The following is an 18,211-nucleotide window of genomic DNA, read 5'->3' on the forward strand; positions in this document are numbered from 1 at the left end:
CGCTCCTATCGTTCCGTGATCGGATCGAGAGTACCACGCTCCGCAGAATCACAGCACGTCCCAATAACTCGCCCCGCTGCCAACGCGCGGGCATCATCAGGTAGTGGCTGGACGCTGCCACATCGGGTCTTCCGTTGTCGCGGATCGGGTCTAAAGCATTGTTTCTAGCTGAAAGCCGGCCGGGAGTATTGTCCGCGAGAAGGTAGTGCTTTTGGCAGGAGCTACACACTCCGAATATTCGGAGAAATGGGTTGGCTTGTGCAATGCAAAAATTAAATGCCTATTAACAGTTGACGGATGTATTTAACTGCGCCTATCATTATTCGTTTTTGCAATTTGTGACAGAAAATCAAAGCCATGAGTAATGGTTTTGCGGAAGCGATAATTTCCCTTTCATTGCATGCATTGCCAGGGCGGTTGCGCCTAAGCGTTAAACCTGGAGCGCTCGGTTACCGGGTTGGTCGACGGATTTGTCTTAAGTCGCTGTTTACAGCTGGTGGCCCATCGCTGTCCGCTTGGCATGCTAGCCCCCGACCAATTTTCGCTTGAAGGGAGTTGTCATGCAGATCGGGCCGGCGCTTTCAGGTGTATTAGGTACCACGACGATTGAGGAGTTGCGGCGCCCGGGAGCGCAGGATGCGATCGTGATCGGCGGGGGAGCCGCCGGGGGATTGGCGGCGCTCTTACTCGCCGAGGCTGGCCTGCGCGTGCTTGTGCTTGAGGCCGGGTGGCAGAATTCGCCGCGAACGACTGGGATGCGCCGAGCTATAGCCGGGATGAGCCGTAGGCTCGCGGACCCTGCGACACTTCGGTTGCTCCCTCCTGCGGTTGTTCCCTTTGGCAAGATGGCCTTGAGAGGCCTCGGCATGTTGCGCCAGCCCATCCAATCTCGCTGCAGCATCTGGGGCCGAGCACCGGACTCGTTTGTAGATGATCATGACCTGCCTTACGTGACGCCACGGAGCCAACCTTTTGTCTGGATACGCGCGCGAAAGCTCGGCGGACGCGTGGGCCTTCCAGGGCACGGCCGGCAATACTATCGGCTGAACTCCTCCGACCTTGCGCCGTGCGATGGATTGAGCGCGCCTTGGCCGCTAGAGCCGGGTGAGTTGGACCCCTGGTATTCGATGGTCGAGCGACGGCTAGCGCTTGCCGGTGCCATGGATGGCGTACCATGGCAGCCTGACAGTCACCTCTCGCGAGAACTTGAACCTTCACCGAATCAGTTCGCGCTGATGGCAGCGATCCGCGCACGGTGGCCTCACTCGCGGCCGATGCTCACGCGCTTTGCCGCACCGCTGGATGCCTTGGAAACTGCTGCTCTTACAGGGCGCCTTCGATGCCGTGAGGGCGCAGTCGTACGGCAAATCGATGTTGATCGATCAGGTCGCGTAGGCGGCGTAGTCTGGTTCGATCAACAAAGTGGAACCGACGTACGTGCTTGCGCTCCGTTGGTCTTTCTGTGCGCGTCCTCGTTAGAGTCGACACGAATACTCTTGCTTTCGCGTTCATCCAAAGGGGGCCAGGGGCTCGGTGCAGGATCTGACGCGCTGGGGCGCTACTTGATGGACCATATTGTCGTAACTGGGTGGGGTGGAGGTGCGCCGCTGAAGCCCAGCCCAGTGCTCGAAGATGGGTGCGCGATTTACCTTCCACGCTTCGATGCGCGCGACGGGCCCGCGCCCCTCGGCGGGCGAGGTTTTGGCGTGCAGTTGTATCAATTTCCAGGAGGGCACGGGCGTTCCCATTTTACTGCGGTTAGCTTCGGTGAAATGCTTCCTCGTGCCGAAAACCGAGTAATGCTACATCCTACGCGACGGGATATATGGGGAATCCCCGTATTGCATATCGACTGCCGCTATAGCGAAGCGGATTTGGCGCGTGCCCGCGATCAGGCAGCTGCCATACGCGAGATCGCCGCAACAGCTGGCGTGACGTTGAGCCGCGTTAATGAACGGCCGGCCCCGCCTGGCTCCGCGATTCATGAATGCGGGACCGCCCGGATGGGTATCGACCCCGCGACCTCCGTGCTCGATCCAAATAACCAGTGCTGGGACGCACAGGGATTGTACGTTACGGATGGTGCCTGTTTCCCGTCCCAGGGCACGCAAAATCCCACGTTGACCATTCTCGCTCTGACCGCGCGCGCATGCCATCATGCGGTGAGCACCGTCGCCCAAACAAAGCGAGAAGCTGCATTCGGACTAGCCGGAGGCGCGTCATGACGGTGGCTGCTGCCGCGCCGTTTCGAGAAATCCTTCCGCGAAACATGCTCCCCCTAGGTTTTGGATCCGGCGCACTGTTGAGCAAGCGACGAACCCGCCGTGAGGCTCTTAAGTTGCTCGAAGCAGCTATGGATTGTGGGGTCACATATTTTGATACTGCGCGAATGTATGGCGCCGGTCGCGCAGAGGGCATTCTGGGAGAGTTGGCGGCGCGAAAGCGGGAGCGCCTGGTTCTGGCAAGCAAGGCGGGCATTGTCCCACAAAGTCATGCACTTCATGTCCGCGCAATGGGTCGTAGCATTCGTCTTCTGCACAATGTCGCGCCAAGCTCAAAGAATTACCTGCCTGTGCCGTCCAACTATCTGCCGCGTTTCGGAGCCTTTGGTCTCGTGGAGTTCCGAAAAAGTGTCGAGACTAGTCTCAAGGAATTGCGTACAGACTATCTCGATATTCTACTCCTGCACGAGTGCAGCGCTGCCGACGTAGAGGAAACGGACCTGATCCGTCTTCTCGATGATCTCAAGCGTGAAGGGAAGGTTCGCGCCATTGGCATAGCGACAGGCATAGAGGAGACGGTGTCCATCCTCCAAAGACATGCAGCGCTGTTCGACGTTGTGCAGATTCCAAATGCCATCTGGAATATGAACGTCAGGAAAGTTCCGGCAACTAACCGCCTCGTGATTACGCATTCGTCTCTTACCAGCCGATTTAAAATACTGCTTGATCGATTGTTGTCCGATGAGCGGATGGCGGCTGAATGGCGTTCGCTGACGCAGGTAGATCCACGCGATTCGACAGAACTGGCTCATCTACTGCTGGCTCATGCGCTGAATGCAAATCAAAACGGGATCGTCATCTTTTTCTCATCCAATCCGTCGAATGTTGTGGCAAACGTGAGATCTGTCAGCAGTCGAGCTATCGACGAGAAGCAGATCGCGGGTTTGAACGCATTATTGGCGAGAAAGCATGTTGCCGAATTTCTTGACGCGAGCTTTCGAGATCTGAGTTTCTGATCGGTGCAGACCGACGACGGTGGCTTGACTTTGCATCAGTCAGACGCGGCAGAGTATGGCCAGGTCGTCGGCAGGACCTGATCGAACATCTTGTTGCGACCCTGCCGGGGAAGCGGGTCACTGTGTGCTGGGCTCGGGGGACATCAACGATCAGGATAATCGGCGCGCGCTCGTAACTCTCGATCTGAATGGTGTGTCCGCAACGGTATTTGCTTTGCTTGGCGTTTTTGGATGGCGCTGGATGGGCCATTACCTGAATCGGGCAATATGGGTTCGGATTGTTCGCAGCGCGATGTGTGCTCAAATGCTCTTGCTCGACGCTTGCGCTCTTGATTGTCCGGGCAAAAATTATGTCGTGTTTGGCGGTGGATAATCTTGTGGATCGAAATATTTAATTGGTTTTCTGCTGTGGCGCCGTCGACGACACTTGGTAAGCTGTTGTCTAGTGGCGAAGGCGTAACATCGATTCCGGCATACTTTTGTATATCTTCGACCGCTCCGTGTGGCCCTCGTTCAATGCGGTGCACGAGTGGTTGATCGGACTGAAGAAATTTCCGGCATTTAATTCGCGCGATGCGAATGTGTCTAGGGTAGCTCAGGAAATTACCTTGGGTGAGCCGTCGTGTCGTCGCAAAAAAGCCTCCACCCGCCGGGAAGACGCACCCCAACGGCGCTGCGCCAGCAGAGTCGCACTTGGGGTCGCGTCGCTTGGGGAAACAATTGGGCGCGTGCCAGGGGCAAACCAGATTGAAATTAACAGGAGAAAACTAGATGGCATCCATTCCTCTGACATGGAATGATCCGATGTTTAGCGACCAGACCAATTCGGGGACGGTCTGGCTTGGAAATGGAGAGACGATTTCGGGTGTGAGCATTTCCGACCAGAGCGACACTGTCGCCGTCGGAGGGAGCGGCTCGTTCACCATCGACGACGTCCGTATTTCTTCAAGGGAAGGCGTGCGCATTGGGGGCAGCGGTGATGTCACCATCAACAATACGTACATCGAGACAACGGGACTGTCGGGCGATCACGCCGACGGAATTCAGGCCTATGCTCCCGGCGCCACCGGGAATCTGACCATTACAAACTCGACGATTGTATCGCACGACCAGAATGCCACTGCTGGGCTGTTCATCGCAGATGGTTATAGCGGAACGTTCACTTTCAATAACGTGGTGTTCGACGGTGGCCCATTTGGTCTGCGCATTGCCGCGGACGCAGGAGCCGGTCACGATGACTACCTCGCCCTCAAGGACGTGTATTTTGTGGGGCCATTTGCGTATGGCGCGCTTTGGTTGGAGGAGGTCAATGCGAACATACACATCACGCAATGGGAGAATGTTCGCTACGCAACGATCGTGGACGGTCAACTCATCCCGGGCGACCTTATCCCGCCTCCGCTTCCGGTTGAAGGACCGACCGCACCCAGCACGCCGACCGTGCCGGATGCTCCGACTATCGCGTCGTTCTCGACCGACAGCGGCACCGCTGGCGACAAGATTACCAACGACAATACCATCGAGCTCAAGGGCACCGCGGCTGCCGGCAGCACGGTCAAGATCTACGACGGTACGACCCAAATTGGTTCGACGACTACGGACTCGAGCGGCAGTTGGGACTACATCACCAAGATCCTGACCGACGCCAAACATACGCTGACCGCAACGGCGACCAGCTCGTCGGGTCAGACCAGCGCGGCGTCGTCTGCGTTGGCAATCACTATCGATACCAAGGCTCCGACTGCGCCGACCATTGCCAGCCATACCGTGAACACCGCCAATCAGGTGGTGATGTCGGGCAGTGCCGAAGCGAGCAGCGTCGTGAAGGTGTTCGACGGCACGACCCAGATCGGGACCGCGACTGCCAACAGCACCGGCGGGTGGAGCTATACAACCAGCGCCCTTGCGGCCGGTTCGCACAGCCTTACCGCGACGGCAACGGATGCAGCAGGCAATACCGGCCCGGCGTCCACTGCGTTCACCGCCAGCATCACCGGCACCTCGGCGCCAGCCACACCGACCTCGCCGACGTCACCGACGTCGCCGACTGCCGGCACGGTGGTCGAGTCAGCTGGCGCGACAACTCTCGTTGAGAGCGGCGGCAAATATTACCTCAATGGCAGCACCGGATCGGGTCCCACGCTGAAGGACAACGGTGTGCAGTTTGTGAAAGGGTCGGATGGCACCTGGACTCCCATCGGTGCGGAGAAGACGGCGACGGGCTATGTGGTTGCGTGGAAGGAGACGAGCACGGGTCAGTACACGGCGTGGAACACCGACAATAACGGCAACTACGTGTCCCATGTCAGCTCCCTGACCGGCTCCACAGACGGTGGCTCGGTGTCGGGTACTGACTCTGGCCTTAAGTCGCTCGAGACGAGCTTCCATCAGGATCTGAACGGTGACGGGCAGGTAGGTACTTCCACTGCGACCATCCCGACGTCGCCAACCCCGACGACTGGCAAGGTCGTCGAATCGGCTGGTGTGACAAGTCTCGTTGAGAGTGGCGGCAAATACTACCTCAACGGCAGCACCGGCACTGGCCCGGCGCTAAAGGATGACGGCGTGGATTTCGTGGGCGGGTCCGATGGCACCTGGACTCCCATTGGAGCGGAGAAGACGGCGACGGGCTATCAAGTTGCCTGGAAGGAGACGAGCACCGGTCAGTACACTGCGTGGAATACCGACAATAACGGCAACTACGTGTCTCATGTCAGCTCCCTGACCGGCTCCACGGACGGTGGCTCGGTGTCGGGTACGGACTCTGGCCTCAAGACGCTGGAGACCAGCTTCCATCAGGACCTGAACAGTGACGGGCAGATCGGTACGTCCAGCGTAGCTACGTCATCCACTGCAACCGGTAGCAACGCGGCTATTGCGGGCAGTACGTTCATCGCTTCGCCGGGCAACACGACCCTGACCAGCACTTCCGGCGATGACACCTTCGTTGGCAGCAGCCAGGCCGATACTTTCGTGTTTGGCGCGAACTTCGGCAACGACGTCATCAAGGGCTTCGTTGCCCGCGGACCTGCTCACGACACGATCGAGTTCAGCAAGAGTGTGTTCGACAGTTTTGCCAGCGTTCTTTCCCACGCGACCCAGTCCGGCACCGATGTCGTGATCGCGACGGGGAGCGATACGCTCACGCTGAAGAACGCCAAGCTCGGCTCGTTGACCAGCAACGACTTCCACTTCGCGTAGGGGACGGCATCCACAGAGAGCAATCTTCAACAACTGCCTTGGGGGATCTCTTGAGGGATCTTCCAACAAAGGCGCGTTTCAGGGGCAGAAGCCATGATTGACTTTGGACGGCGGGGGGTATTCCCCCCGCCCGCAAATCTCTATCGAATTCCATTTCTTCACATATCAGGACTCTGGTCAGCCGGACGGCAGTGGGCGGAAAACGCTCAACTGCAGACGCCGCAACTGATCGGCTGGGCAAAGGGCCTGATCGAAGTGCTGCGGTCACGGATATTCGCTGGTCGACCCCGGCCAGTGGATCACTATGACGAGTCGCAGTCAGAGTTGTCGGCGTTCCTGCGGTCTTGCCGCCGGATCTTCTGGGCGTTAGCGGCATTCAGCGGCATGAGCAACCTTCTCATGCTCACCGGCTCGTTCTTCATGCTGCAAGTCTATGATCGGGTGCTGCCCGGACGCAGTATACCGACTCTTGTCGCTCTGTTGGCTCTGGCAACGGTGCTCTACCTGTTTCAGGGCGGGCTCGACTTCGTCAGGAGCAGGATCAGCGCCCGGGTGGGCCGGTATTTCGATGAAAGTCTCGGGGTTCGCATCTTCGAGGCTCTTGTTCGCCTGCCTTTGAAGACCAGAGCGGATGGCGATGGCCTGCAGCCGGTGCGGGACCTCGATCAGGTCCGCAGCTTCCTGTCGAGCGGCGGGCCGACGGCGCTCTTCGATCTGCCCTGGATGCCGATCTATCTCGGCGTCTGCTTCCTCTTTCACTTCTGGATTGGCATCACTGCGCTGGCTGGTGCGTTGGTGCTGGTCGGCATTACGATGCTCACGGAAACGCGTACCCGAGGTCCGGCAAAGGCGACCTCGCGTCTTGCCATTTCGCGAACTGCCCTCGCGCTCGAGGGACGGCGCAATGCCGAAGTTCTGCAGGCCATGGGTATGCGGCAACAAGCGGCTTTGCGTTGGCAGGATGCCAATGCAAAGTACCTCGCAGCCCATGAACGGGCCAGCGATGTCGCAAACGGACTCGGTGGTGCCTCGAAGATTTTCCGCGCGATCTTGCAATCGCTGGTTCTTGCCGTTGGCGCCGTCCTCGTCATCAACCAGGAATCGACGGCCGGCATCATCATTGCCGGGTCGATCCTCACCGCGAGGGCCCTTGCGCCTGTCGAAATGGCAATTGCGAACTGGAAGGGGTTCGTCGCGGCGCGCCAATCGGGACAACGGCTCGATTACTTGCTGAAACTTCTTCCTCAGGAGGAGGAGCGGTTGGCATTGCCTGCGCCTGTGGAAACCCTTAGCGCCGAGAACCTCTATATCAGTGCTCCGAACTCCGAGAGACCCACTCTCAGCGAAGTGTCATTCCAGCTGCGGAGTGGGCAGGCGGTCGGAATCATCGGTCCGAGCGGATCCGGCAAGTCGACGCTGGCGCGTGCGCTGGTTGGCGTGTGGCCGTGCATTCGAGGCAGGATCCGGCTCGACAACGCCGCCCTCGATCACTGGTCTTCGGACGACCTCGGCAAGCACATCGGTTATCTGCCCCAAGACGTAGAATTGTTCGACGGCAGCATTGCGATGAACATTGCACGCTTCGACCCGAACGCAACCGCCGCCGCTGTTCTGGAAGCCGCCCGCGCCGCGGGCGCGCATGACCTCGTCCTCTCACTGCCGGACGGGTACAGCACGAAGATCGGCGAGGGAGGGCTGGCGCTGTCGGCGGGGCAGCGGCAGCGTATCGCGCTTGCGCGCGCTTTTTACGGGAAACCCTTCCTGGTCGTGCTTGACGAACCCTCTTCCAATCTCGATGCGGAGGGCGAGGAGGCTCTGACAGAGGCGATCCTGAACGTGCGACGCCGCGGAGGGATTGTAGCCGTTGTCGCTCATCGGCCGAAGGCGCTGGAAGGTGTGGACCATGTATTGTGCCTCGGCGAAGGCAGAGTTCAGTCCTTCGGCAAGCGAGAGGAGGTACTCAAGAGAGTGCTGCGGACTCCGGTGCCGCTGAAGGTCGTCGCAGAAGCTCAAGGAGGCGGCCGATGAACGATCAGATAGCGCCGGCGTTGCAGTCCATCCAACGTTACATGATCGTCGGAATGATCATGTTCGCTTTGGTGACTTTTGGGGTCGGCGGCTGGGCGACGACTTCCCAGTTGTCGGGCGCGGTGATCGCGCAGGGCGTGGTCGTGGTGGATTCGAGCGTCAAGAAGGTCCAGCACGCCACGGGTGGAATCGTCGGAGAGTTGCGCGTGCGCCAGGGCGATCGGGTCAATGCAGGCGACATTCTGATCCGCCTCGACGAGACGCAGACGCTCGCGAATGCGACGATCGTCACCAATAGCATCGACGAATTGCTGGCGCGGCAGGCCCGTCTCGAGGCCGAGCGCGACAGTGCCGAGCAGGTCGTGTTTCCAAAGGTACTGCTCGACCGAGCCAAAGAGAGCAACTCCGAGGCGAGCCGTGCAATCGCCGCGGAGCGGAAGCTGTTCGACCTGCGTCGTCAGGCGAGGAGCGGCCAAAAAGCGCAGTTGCAGGAGAAGAGCGCGCAGTTGGAGAACGAAATCAAGGGCTATATGGGGCAGACGGAGGCCAAGCAGAAGGAAGTGGAGTTCATCCGACAGGAGCTGGAGGGCGTGCGCAGCCTCTGGCAGAAGAACCTGGTGCCGATCACCCGGCTCAATTCCCTCGAGCGCGACTCCGCCCGCATCGAGGGCGAGCGCAGCCAGCTCGCAGGAATGATCGCTCAGTCGAAGGGCAAGATCTCCGAAATCGGACTCCAGATCATTCAGATCGACCAGGACCTCCGTACCGAGGTCGGCAAGGACCTGATCGAAACCCGCTCGAAACTCTCCGAGCTGGGCGAGCGCAAGACTGCGGCGGTGGATCAGTTGAATCGGGTCGATATCCGGGCGCCACAATCCGGTCGCGTCCACGAGCTCAGCGTCCACACGGTCGGGGGGGTGATCTCTCCGGGCGAGCAAATCATGCTGATCGTTCCTGACGCGGACTCGCTCGCGGTCGAAGTCAAGATCGCACCGAAGGATATCGATCAGGTCTACGTGGGGCAGACCGCTACAATGCGCTTCGCAGCATTCAACCAGAAGACCACGCCCGAAATCGACGGCGAGGTCAGCATGGTCTCGGCAGACATCACGCAGGATCAGCGTGCCGGCACGAGTTACTACACAGGCCGCGTCTTGCTGAAGACGGAAGAGCTGGTGAAGCTCGGCTCGGCCAAGTTGCTGCCCGGCATGCCTGTCGAGGTCTTCATCAAGACGGCAGGGCGGACCGCGTTGTCCTACCTGCTCAAGCCGCTACACGATCAGGCGCAGCGCGCATTCAAAGAGCGCTGAGCCCTTTGGATTTGAAATGACACAGCCCCGAGTGGACCCGCACTCGGGGCTGAGAGGAATCTCAAGAGTGTGTCCATTGCTGCGAACAACATTGATGTTCAAGACGAAAAAGAAGCCCAAATGAAAAGATAACGACGGGCTTGCAGGCGTGCCGTGAGCTGGGTGAACACCGAGGAGAGCTGCTCGCTGCGGATGGCTCGCCGCTCGTCGCATTGCATCCGAAGCCTATCGTTTGGCTTCGACCGCCCGGAGCTCAAGATTGCGCCGCGAGATCGATCGAGTCGATGCGGGGTAGACCGCAACGTTGGCCGCATCAACGAGCACCGAGCTGACGACGAGCCCCTGCAATGAGGCTGGAGGTGGACGGCGTGGCTTGAGGGCGCTCTGGCCGCCAGGAACGAGCCACAAGGGTGGACAGCTTTCGCACCTTCGTCAGGCTTGATTGGGCGTGTCTGAGCAGCCGCCAGAGATTGGCTGGGGTGAGCTTGGCAATACCGATCCACGTCGTCAGCGCCGACAGCAAAGCTCCTGCGCGCGCACGGACCGAGTATGGCGCAGGCTTGCTGTGTTGGCCGGCGGACCAGCTAGCCGCCCGGCGGTGCAGCCCGCTCAGCACATCCATTCGCTTGTTGTGCAGAGTCATCGCTGTGACGAAGACAAGCAGGATGGCTTCAGCCCCCAAAATGACGAGCAGTTCTTCCGGCATATGCAATCTCGATTGTGAGGCGGAGAGGTCGTTCGGAATACGATCTGCCGGGGGGCACATTAAATCAACGATTAATTCGTCGGAGCCGTTAAATTGTTGCCTTATTTGCCGGCGATGCGCCGGGGGCCGGGACGCGTCTGCGGGGGCGATCTGCTTGTGGCTGTACTGGATAATGCGCAAACGGATTATTTCTTCCTGCCGATTATATTTAATTGACAATTAAATTAAATAAATTAAAGATGAAATATGGTTGCCGCGGGACTGTCGGTGTCAGCCTGCCAGCGGATCCGAGCCTCAGTTTTGCGTTTGCGAGGGGATCGGCAGATGTATCGAACCTTCGGCTCCGTCGTGGCGGTCGCTATCATGCTCGGAGGAGTTCAATGGGCGGGGGCGGGGCGCATGTCCTTGCCGGCGACGCCGCGGTCAGGGCAGCACATTGAACTGGGAAACCCGACGCTGCCGCCCCTTGCGTACACGGTGTTCTGCCTGCGCTACGAGGCGGAATGTCTTCCGCCGCGCTCGTTTCGTGGTGGGCCGATCCGGCTGACCGAGGACCGCTGGGCGGCTCTGCAGGAGGTCAATCGCGCGGTCAATCTCGCCATCGTGCCGGCGCGCAACGAGCTCGGCCTTGCCGGCGAGGAATGGGTCATCAACCCGAAGCACGGCGATTGCAATGACTACGCCGTGAGCAAGCGCCACGAATTGCTTCGGCGCGGCTGGCCTGCGCGAGTCCTGCTACTGAGCGAAGTCGTCGTCAGTTCCGGAGAGCACCACCTCGTGCTTCTCGTGCGCACGCGAAATGGCGATTTCGTTCTCGACAATCTATCACCCGAAATCAAACCATGGTCGCGCGTTCACTATCGCTGGGTTCGGGTACAAATGCCACGCCACATTCTGTGGGCGAGGATCGAAGGGAAGGGAGCATGAACCCGACAACCATTCAATGAAATATCTCTGGTTAAGATCGCCTGCGGTGTGAACGCGCAATCCGCATGGTCGCAATCATTTGAAGGGGAAATCTGTGCAGAAATTATCGCGTTGGCGAGGCTTTGGCTGGGCGCAAATAGCCGCCGGCTTGTGTTACGCCGGTTCCGCACTGGCGGATCAAACACTTTCCTCCAGCCAAGCGCCAGGTCCTGCCTCCTCGCGTTTGCCTTCTCCTGCGTCGGCTCCTCCACTCTCATTTGATGACCCCCGCTTTGCTGGAAATTCCTCCGAGCCATACACCCGTTACGGGAAGTTCTTCAGCAACGGTGAAGTCGTCGAGCATCGTTCCTGGGACCACAACAACGATGGAAGCTCGGTCGTTTGCGGGGATTGCACTCTGAAAAATTCCCGCATTCGATCCAACGAGGGATTCCGGTGTATTGGCTCCGACGGTATTGGCGGCATCAACATTGATGGCGTCTACATCGAAACCAAAGGTTTGCCGGGCGATCACGCAGACGGGCTTCAGTGTTATGATCCTGGCAAAACCAACGCCATCACGGTTCGCAATACAACATTCAAGACCTACAACAACACCAATGCAACGGCCGGATTCTTCTACGCTGATGGATTAGGGGGCTCAGTTAGCTTTGAGAACGTCCTGTTCTGGGGCGGACCTTACGGGTTGCGAATGCATCCCGATGGCATGAACGTCACTGTTTCCCTTAAGGATGTGTATTTCGTTGGCCCGTTCCTATACGGCGCATTTCTGATCAACAATGCGGGCGGCGGAACAATGACGATCACCAAATGGGAAAACGTCAGGAGTGCAACCATCGTCAATGGCCAGCTCGTCCCGGGGAGTTTGCTTCCTCAGCCTCGGATCCGCTGATCCATTTTCCTGCCCCAGCCCCGCGGCTTGCATTCTCGGATTAAGGTCGCCCGTCCGGAAATAATAACTTGCAAATTAAACCAATTTAATAATATAAATGTTTAATAGTGGGTTCCAGCCGGTTATGCCATACAGAAGACGAGGAAGGCTGTCGTTTCCATTTGAGCTTGGGATTCGCAGTGGATGTGGGTGGTAAAATGGTGGCCGGCCCGGGCCGCACGCAGCGACCGGGCGGTGCAGTTGCGAAGGAACCGGGAAAAGCTCGTGTTTACAGGAGCGCGCACTTAGCATGGCCGACCTGGGTCGCCAGGCACTCACCACATTGATGAGCCAATTCCGGATGGTTTGGCGACCATCAGGAAGGACGGGCCTGACAAATCGCGTTCGAGCGAGATGGTTGTCGAAGATGGGTTCGGTCGAACATTGAAGGGGGGCCTGACGTATCGCATGAGGCTGAATCCCATGTCGGATGCAATTTATCGGGCCGCTGAGCCCGACATTTCGATCATCATCGTGAGCTACAACACGCGCACCATGACGCTCGAATGTATTCGATCTGTCTTGGCACAAACAACGACAGTACTCTACGAAGTCATCGTTTTCGATAACGCTTCAACAGACGGATCTCCGGAAGCCATTCGCGCAAACTTCCCTCAACTCGAGCTCATCGCGTCGCAAGAAAATCTTGGGTTTGCCGGCGCCAACAACATCGCCGCGATGCGGGCGCGGGGGCGCCGGTTTCTGTTGCTCAACCCGGACACCCTGATCTTGAATCACGCAATCGATCATCTGCACGAGTTCGCCGATGCGAATCCGCGCTTTGGGATCTGGGGCGGGCGCACCGTGCTGTCTGACGGCCGCTTGAATCCTGGCTCCTGTTGGGGAGATGCCACCTTATGGAGCATCTTCTGTTTTGCTACTGGTCTGACCAGCTTGAAGCGCAGCAGCTCGGTTTTCAATCCCGAAGGATACGGCGGTTGGAAGCGTGACAGCATTCGTGCAGTCGACATTGTCACGGGCTGCTTTCTTCTCATAGACCGCGAACTTTGGAAGCAACTTGACGGCTTTGATCCCGAGTTTTTCATGTACGGTGAAGAAGCGGACTTGTGCCGCCGGGCGCGCAAGCTTGGTGCATCCCCAACCATCACGCCTGCAGCTACCATCATTCATTACGGCCAGTCTTCCGAGCCCGATCAAGCAGAGCAACGCATCAAGGTCCTTGCCGGCCGGATCACGTTGTTGCGGCGTCACAATTCTGCTGCGACGATTCTCGCAGGCAAGACACTGTACATGCTTCTCCCCCTCCTGCGCTTGCTCGGGTACGGAACGGCCGGCCTGGTCTCCGGCAGAAGTGATTTGCGTGAAAAGGCGCGAAACTGGCGCTATGTCTGGCAGCATCGTCAACGTTGGGTGAATGGCTGGAGCAATGTCGGCGTGAGGAGAGCGCGCGGCAATCCGCGCAACAACCTGCCAGAGGAGGTAGCTGCTGTGGAACGTCCGTTAGGGGACGCGTTATCCCGCTCGCGCCAGGGATAGCCACTGATGCGGCGCGACGTTACCATTGTGGTCTATCATCATATCGCGGACCATGAAGACCCGTTAACCGGCAAGCTTGGAGTTGTTACAAGGCCAGAGGTTTTTGAGAAGCACGTCAAGTATTTCGCGCGTCATTTTGACGTGGTGAGCGGATCGGACCTTGTAAGTGGCACTCTGCCGCGTAAACCTTTGCTGATCACCTTCGATGACGCATATCGCTCAGTTCTCGATACCGCAAGTACTGTCCTTAAAGCGGCAAATGCACCTTCGCTGTTCTTCGTTAATCCGACAACGCTGCTCGGAAGCAGATTGCCAGTGGATAATATCCTATCGTTGGCAGCGGTGGTGCTCGGTAAACAGCAACTGATAGCTCTCCTGAACATCAACGAAACCGGACCAACATCAGTCCCTAGGCTCATCGCCAACGTGATTTCAAAATGGACTCAGGCGCAAATTGCGGAGGCGAAGCAGCAGCTGTGTACCGCAATGGGCACCAATGAATTGGAGCTCCGGCGTACATCGAAGCTTTTTCTTAATATCACCGATATCAAGCGGTTTGCGAGCTTAGGGATTGAAGTAGGAAACCACTCGATGAGCCACACGTTCTTTCGTTCGCTTTCATCGAGCGAGTTGGAGACCGAGATCGTGCAAAGCCGAGAGCTTCTGGAGAAGTTATCGGGACAAACGGTTCAATGCCTGAGTATTCCTTATGGGAATGCATTGGACGCGACCGAAGGTGCGCTGCGGGCCGCACGGCGTAATCACAAGGCGATCTTTCTAGTGCATGCGAAAAGCAACCGCTTTAAACCAGCGGCTGACATTTTCTATCGGATTAGCCTGGGGAACGCCGCGCCAGAAGAGATTCCGTTCAAGCTCCGGATTATGCCTGTACTACGGTGTGCGAGAGATTGGCTATGGTAGCTGGGCAGCCCGAACAAAAGAGAATAGTGATTCTGACGCGAGATGGCCCAGAACATCGTTATGTCGCAAACATGCTTTGCGCTGGACTCTCCATTGACCGCATCATTGTGGACCGGTCAGCACGGAGAACAAGACTGCGGCGCGCCGTACGGAAGGGGTTGGTGCATTTCTTAGGAAAGGCAACCCGTGCTGTCTTTCTCAAGATGATTCGAGACGATGAGGCCCGGACTCGGTCACTTGAAAGTCTGTTGGGGCAAAAGGCTCAAACATTCTATGCATCTGATCGAATCGACTATGTCGAGGGCATAAACGGCACCGCAAGCTTGGAAGTCCTGCGGCAGAGACGCCCCGATGCGATTCTTATTTACGGCACGTCGGTCGTGAAGAATGCGGTCCTCGACTCTGCAACCGATATCTGCATCAATCTGCATACAGGTATTAGCCCGCAGTATCGCGGAACCGCGTGCAGCTTTTGGCCTGTAGTCAACGACGAGTTGGACATGCTCGGTGCGACCATTCACGAATGCACGTCCGGCGTCGACAGCGGACCGATCTTTGAGACAGTGCATTCGAGATACGAACCAGGGGACGATTTGCATAGGATTTTTGGCCGAGCCGTGATGGTCGGTGCCGAAGCGTATGTACGAGTGGTTCAACGCTATGTGGCGGGCACCTTGAGCGGAGTTTCGCAAGATCTCAGCCTTGGGCGCGAGTACCGTGGAGCCGATTTGACCATTGGTCCGGAATTGGTGGCGCGACGCCGGCTCGCCCGTCTGAGGTCCATCGCCGAAATCTCGATCATTGGTCAAAACGACAGGGTAGTTCGCTGACGCAATCGTGCAAAAGCTCGCCTTATCGACCGAAGTCGTAAGCCGCCCCAGCAGATCGTCATCGATGGGGGAAAGCCGTGACCGGCGCCTGCTAGGACGACGCTGCGAGCCCCAGCGCCGTAACCGCTGAGGGGTCGACCCAACGTCGGATAGTGCCGTCAATCAAATTGGCCCCATACATCCAGCCATCAGGGCCCTTCTGCATGTCGACGATGCCTTGTACGTTGTCCACCAACTGGACGCTGGTGACCTGCCGGCTTGCGTTCAGGGTCGCAGCGAAGATCGTTCCGTTTTGGACATCGTCGAAAAAAATGGTGTTCTGATTGTAGAAATCTCCCGCGGTAATCACGTGGGCATTGTCGGGGGCCCCGTGGCTTAGAGACAGGATCGGAAATACGGCGGGCGGGTCTGACGTATTGTTCCGATTGCCATTGTTATAGAAGGTGATTGCCTGCGCGAGATTTTGGTAGCTGCCGGTCCTGTCGGGGCCTTCGAGATAGGGCCATCCAAAGTTCGAGCCGGCTGGCCCCGTATTCAGCTCTTCCCAGCTGTTCCAGCCCACATCCCCGAGCACAGGAAGATTAGTAACTGGATCGAAGCTGAAGCGGTACGCGTTGCGAACACCGTAGTAGAACACCTTCGACGCATTACTGTTTGGATCGCTTGCCTGATAGAACGGATTGCCGGGCACTCCCTCACCTGTAACGGGATCGATCCGCAACAACTTGCCCGATAGATTGTGGATGTCTTGGACGCGCACTCCCCGGGGGTCGACGAAGTTGTACGACACGCCATCGCCGACGGTGAGGTAGAGATAGCCGTCCGGGCCGAAATGAACAGCGCCTACGCCGTGCGAATCGCTATCAGTCGCCAGATAGTCACGAATGTTTTGGTTCTGGATGCCGGTCCGATCCGGATCGTTGTCCTGCGATCCACTCTCGATCTGGCTCGCCGGAGCTGTGATCGTGGTGCCGTTGACGATGCCGGAAGGAGCGATGCTCGGATCGCCTGTGCTGTTTACGTCGGGACGGCTCGTATAGGCCCAGATGCTGTTCTTTCCGACCAGTACTACCTCGCTCGCCGGATCGGCAATCATTGTGGTTGGGTCAACGGTGACCCTCACCAGGCGAGCAGGTCGGTTGCCGGCCTGATCGGGGCCGGCAAGGCCGGGCTGGCCCGCCGTTTCGGGTGGATCGTAGGTATAGAGCAGGTAGACATAATGGTTCGTTGCGAAATTCGGGTTCACCGCGATACCCAGCAATCCGCGATCGTTGACGTCATTTACCTCGCTCGAAATGTCGATCAGCGGAGTTGATCGAAGTTCTCCGTTATCCACCACACGCACCACGCCGTCCTTTTGGGCAACCAGCATGTAGCGGCCGTCTGGAGTCCAATCGATCGCCGTTGGCCCGCCGGCATACCCTTGGCCCAGTCCCGTCACGTACGTCTCGCCCGCCAGATTGCCGAGATTGGGGTTGTCATTATCCAGGATTTTCACAGTCGTCGTTGTCTCGGCGCCGAGAGTGGCACCGGTCGGGTTGCTCAACGTGACCGTGAAGGTCTCATCATTCTCCGGTGTCGCATCGTTGAGGATCGGTACCGTGATCGTCTGGGTCACCTGGCCAGCAGCGAAAGTCACCGTGCCTGACGAGGCGGTGTAGTCGGAACCCGCGAGGGCGCTGCCGTTGCTTGTCGTGAAGCCGACAGTAGCTGTTTGACTGGTGTTGCCGCTGCGCAGCAGCGTAATCGTTGCCGTCTGTGTATTCTCGGTAACGCTTATCGCCGCGTCCGCCATTGAGATCGCGACGGGCGAGTCGTTGTCGATGATGGTCACGAGTACTGTGCGCGGGGTCCCGAGAGAACCGGAACCGGGATTCTGAAGCCCGACCGCGAACGTCTCGTTACCCTCGGTGAGCTGATCGTTCACAATTGAGATGGTGAAGCTCTTGGTGCTCTCTCCCGGGTTGAAGACGACCTGACCGGTGTTCGACCGGCCATTAAACGTGGGCTGGATGAAGTCCTGGCCTGCCGTAGCTGTGCCGCCGGTGCCGATTTCGTTCGTCGTGTACTCCACGGTTGCTTGAGATTGGAGGTCGCCGGAGCGTACGACGGTGATGGTAGCCATCCCTCCCGTCTCACTGACATAGACTGTGGAACTGCTAAGTAGTGAGATGACATTGCCCGCAGCGAACACGACGTCGCGGAAATAGTTTGCATTCTGATAGACATTGGTGGGGAAGGCGCCCTTGGACAGGTCGAAGACGCCGGCACCTACCGGGGCGTTCAGGCCACCATTGCTGATGGCTGAGGCGAAGCCCTGCGTGGTGGAGACGTAGTTGCTGTTGATGTTGACGGAGACGATGTAGGTCGTGCCGGACTGGATGGTCAGCGGCGTGGCGAGCGCCTGCTGCTGCCAGCCCGATGCGCCTTCGTTGGTAAACGTGACCGTCGCCAGCTCCTGGCCGGTGGCCGACCAGATGTGGCCGATATGCGTGCCCGTCTCGCCCGGAGCCTTGTAGTACCGGATTGCCTGGATCGAGCCGGAGGTGTCGCTGGTGAAGCGCATCCCCAACTCATAACCTACTCCGTCGCTGGCATTGGTGATGACAGGCGTCTGGGTGG

General features: G+C 58.3%; 11 protein-coding genes. 9 read left to right on the plus strand and 2 right to left on the minus strand.

Annotation, left to right across the window (positions count from 1 at the left end; all coding sequences use genetic code 11):
- Positions 1-2,221 precede the first annotated feature (2,221 nt).
- The 4 genes from I6F31_RS33440 (at position 2,222) to I6F31_RS33455 (ending at position 9,777) form a co-directional block, all read left to right on the plus strand.
- On the plus strand, positions 2,222-3,238 hold the full coding sequence (locus I6F31_RS33440) for an aldo/keto reductase (RefSeq protein ID WP_225147618.1): 1,017 nt from the start codon (positions 2,222-2,224) through the stop codon (positions 3,236-3,238).
- A 771-nt stretch (positions 3,239-4,009) separates the two neighbouring features.
- The gene (locus I6F31_RS33445) at positions 4,010-6,439 is read left to right on the plus strand and encodes an Ig-like domain-containing protein (protein ID WP_225147617.1); all 2,430 of its coding nucleotides are present in this window, start codon (positions 4,010-4,012) and stop codon (positions 6,437-6,439) included.
- A 93-nt stretch (positions 6,440-6,532) separates the two neighbouring features.
- A complete protein-coding gene (locus tag I6F31_RS33450) occupies positions 6,533-8,467 on the plus strand; it encodes a type I secretion system permease/ATPase (protein WP_225186823.1) in 1,935 nt (644 codons plus the stop codon).
- On the plus strand, positions 8,464-9,777 hold the full coding sequence (locus I6F31_RS33455; protein WP_036029191.1) for an HlyD family type I secretion periplasmic adaptor subunit: 1,314 nt from the start codon (positions 8,464-8,466) through the stop codon (positions 9,775-9,777). The genes I6F31_RS33450 and I6F31_RS33455 overlap by 4 nt, the downstream gene beginning before the upstream one ends.
- Positions 9,778-10,090: 313 nt before the next feature.
- Here the strand turns inward: I6F31_RS33455 and I6F31_RS33460 are convergent, their stop codons facing one another.
- The gene (locus I6F31_RS33460) at positions 10,091-10,483 is read right to left on the minus strand and encodes a hypothetical protein (RefSeq protein ID WP_109143422.1); all 393 of its coding nucleotides are present in this window, start codon (positions 10,481-10,483) and stop codon (positions 10,091-10,093) included.
- A gap of 324 nt (positions 10,484-10,807) precedes the next feature.
- Between I6F31_RS33460 and I6F31_RS33465 the strand changes: the two genes are divergently transcribed.
- The 5 genes from I6F31_RS33465 (at position 10,808) to I6F31_RS33485 (ending at position 15,589) form a co-directional block, all read left to right on the plus strand.
- Entirely contained in the window at positions 10,808-11,410 is a 603-nt protein-coding gene (locus I6F31_RS33465; protein WP_036029196.1) for a transglutaminase-like cysteine peptidase, read from the plus strand.
- A 94-nt stretch (positions 11,411-11,504) separates the two neighbouring features.
- On the plus strand, positions 11,505-12,302 hold the full coding sequence (locus tag I6F31_RS33470; RefSeq protein WP_225147615.1) for a hypothetical protein: 798 nt from the start codon (positions 11,505-11,507) through the stop codon (positions 12,300-12,302).
- A gap of 462 nt (positions 12,303-12,764) precedes the next feature.
- The gene (locus I6F31_RS33475) at positions 12,765-13,838 is read left to right on the plus strand and encodes a glycosyltransferase family 2 protein (RefSeq protein ID WP_082641489.1); all 1,074 of its coding nucleotides are present in this window, start codon (positions 12,765-12,767) and stop codon (positions 13,836-13,838) included.
- Between the two features lie 6 nt (positions 13,839-13,844).
- Positions 13,845-14,759 carry a polysaccharide deacetylase family protein gene (locus tag I6F31_RS33480; RefSeq protein ID WP_057029391.1) on the plus strand — a complete coding sequence of 305 codons (915 nt, stop codon included), beginning with the start codon at positions 13,845-13,847 and terminating at the stop codon, positions 14,757-14,759.
- Complete coding sequence (locus tag I6F31_RS33485; RefSeq protein ID WP_082641484.1) at positions 14,753-15,589, plus strand: formyl transferase; 837 nt, start codon at positions 14,753-14,755, stop codon at positions 15,587-15,589. The genes I6F31_RS33480 and I6F31_RS33485 overlap by 7 nt, the downstream gene beginning before the upstream one ends.
- Before the next feature lie 91 nt (positions 15,590-15,680).
- Here I6F31_RS33485 and I6F31_RS33490 read toward each other — a convergent pair.
- Positions 15,681-18,211 (minus strand): DUF4082 domain-containing protein (locus I6F31_RS33490; RefSeq protein ID WP_225186824.1); only part of this gene is annotated, 2,531 nt, incomplete at its 5' end.

It is taken from the genome of Bradyrhizobium sp. NBAIM01 (assembly GCF_020194115.1).
GTDB classification, from domain to species: Bacteria; Pseudomonadota; Alphaproteobacteria; order Rhizobiales; family Xanthobacteraceae; genus Bradyrhizobium; species Bradyrhizobium yuanmingense.

Coding starts and splice junctions, on each gene's coding strand:
- I6F31_RS33440 (WP_225147618.1), top strand. CDS start 2,222: ATGACGGTGGCTGCTGCCGCGCCGTTTCGAGAAATCCTTCCGCGAAAC.
- I6F31_RS33445 (WP_225147617.1), top strand. CDS start 4,010: ATGGCATCCATTCCTCTGACATGGAATGATCCGATGTTTAGCGACCAG.
- I6F31_RS33450 (WP_225186823.1), top strand. CDS start 6,533: ATGATTGACTTTGGACGGCGGGGGGTATTCCCCCCGCCCGCAAATCTC.
- I6F31_RS33455 (WP_036029191.1), top strand. CDS start 8,464: ATGAACGATCAGATAGCGCCGGCGTTGCAGTCCATCCAACGTTACATG.
- I6F31_RS33460 (WP_109143422.1), bottom strand. CDS start 10,483: ATGCCGGAAGAACTGCTCGTCATTTTGGGGGCTGAAGCCATCCTGCTT.
- I6F31_RS33465 (WP_036029196.1), top strand. CDS start 10,808: ATGTATCGAACCTTCGGCTCCGTCGTGGCGGTCGCTATCATGCTCGGA.
- I6F31_RS33475 (WP_082641489.1), top strand. CDS start 12,765: ATGTCGGATGCAATTTATCGGGCCGCTGAGCCCGACATTTCGATCATC.
- I6F31_RS33480 (WP_057029391.1), top strand. CDS start 13,845: ATGCGGCGCGACGTTACCATTGTGGTCTATCATCATATCGCGGACCAT.
- I6F31_RS33485 (WP_082641484.1), top strand. CDS start 14,753: ATGGTAGCTGGGCAGCCCGAACAAAAGAGAATAGTGATTCTGACGCGA.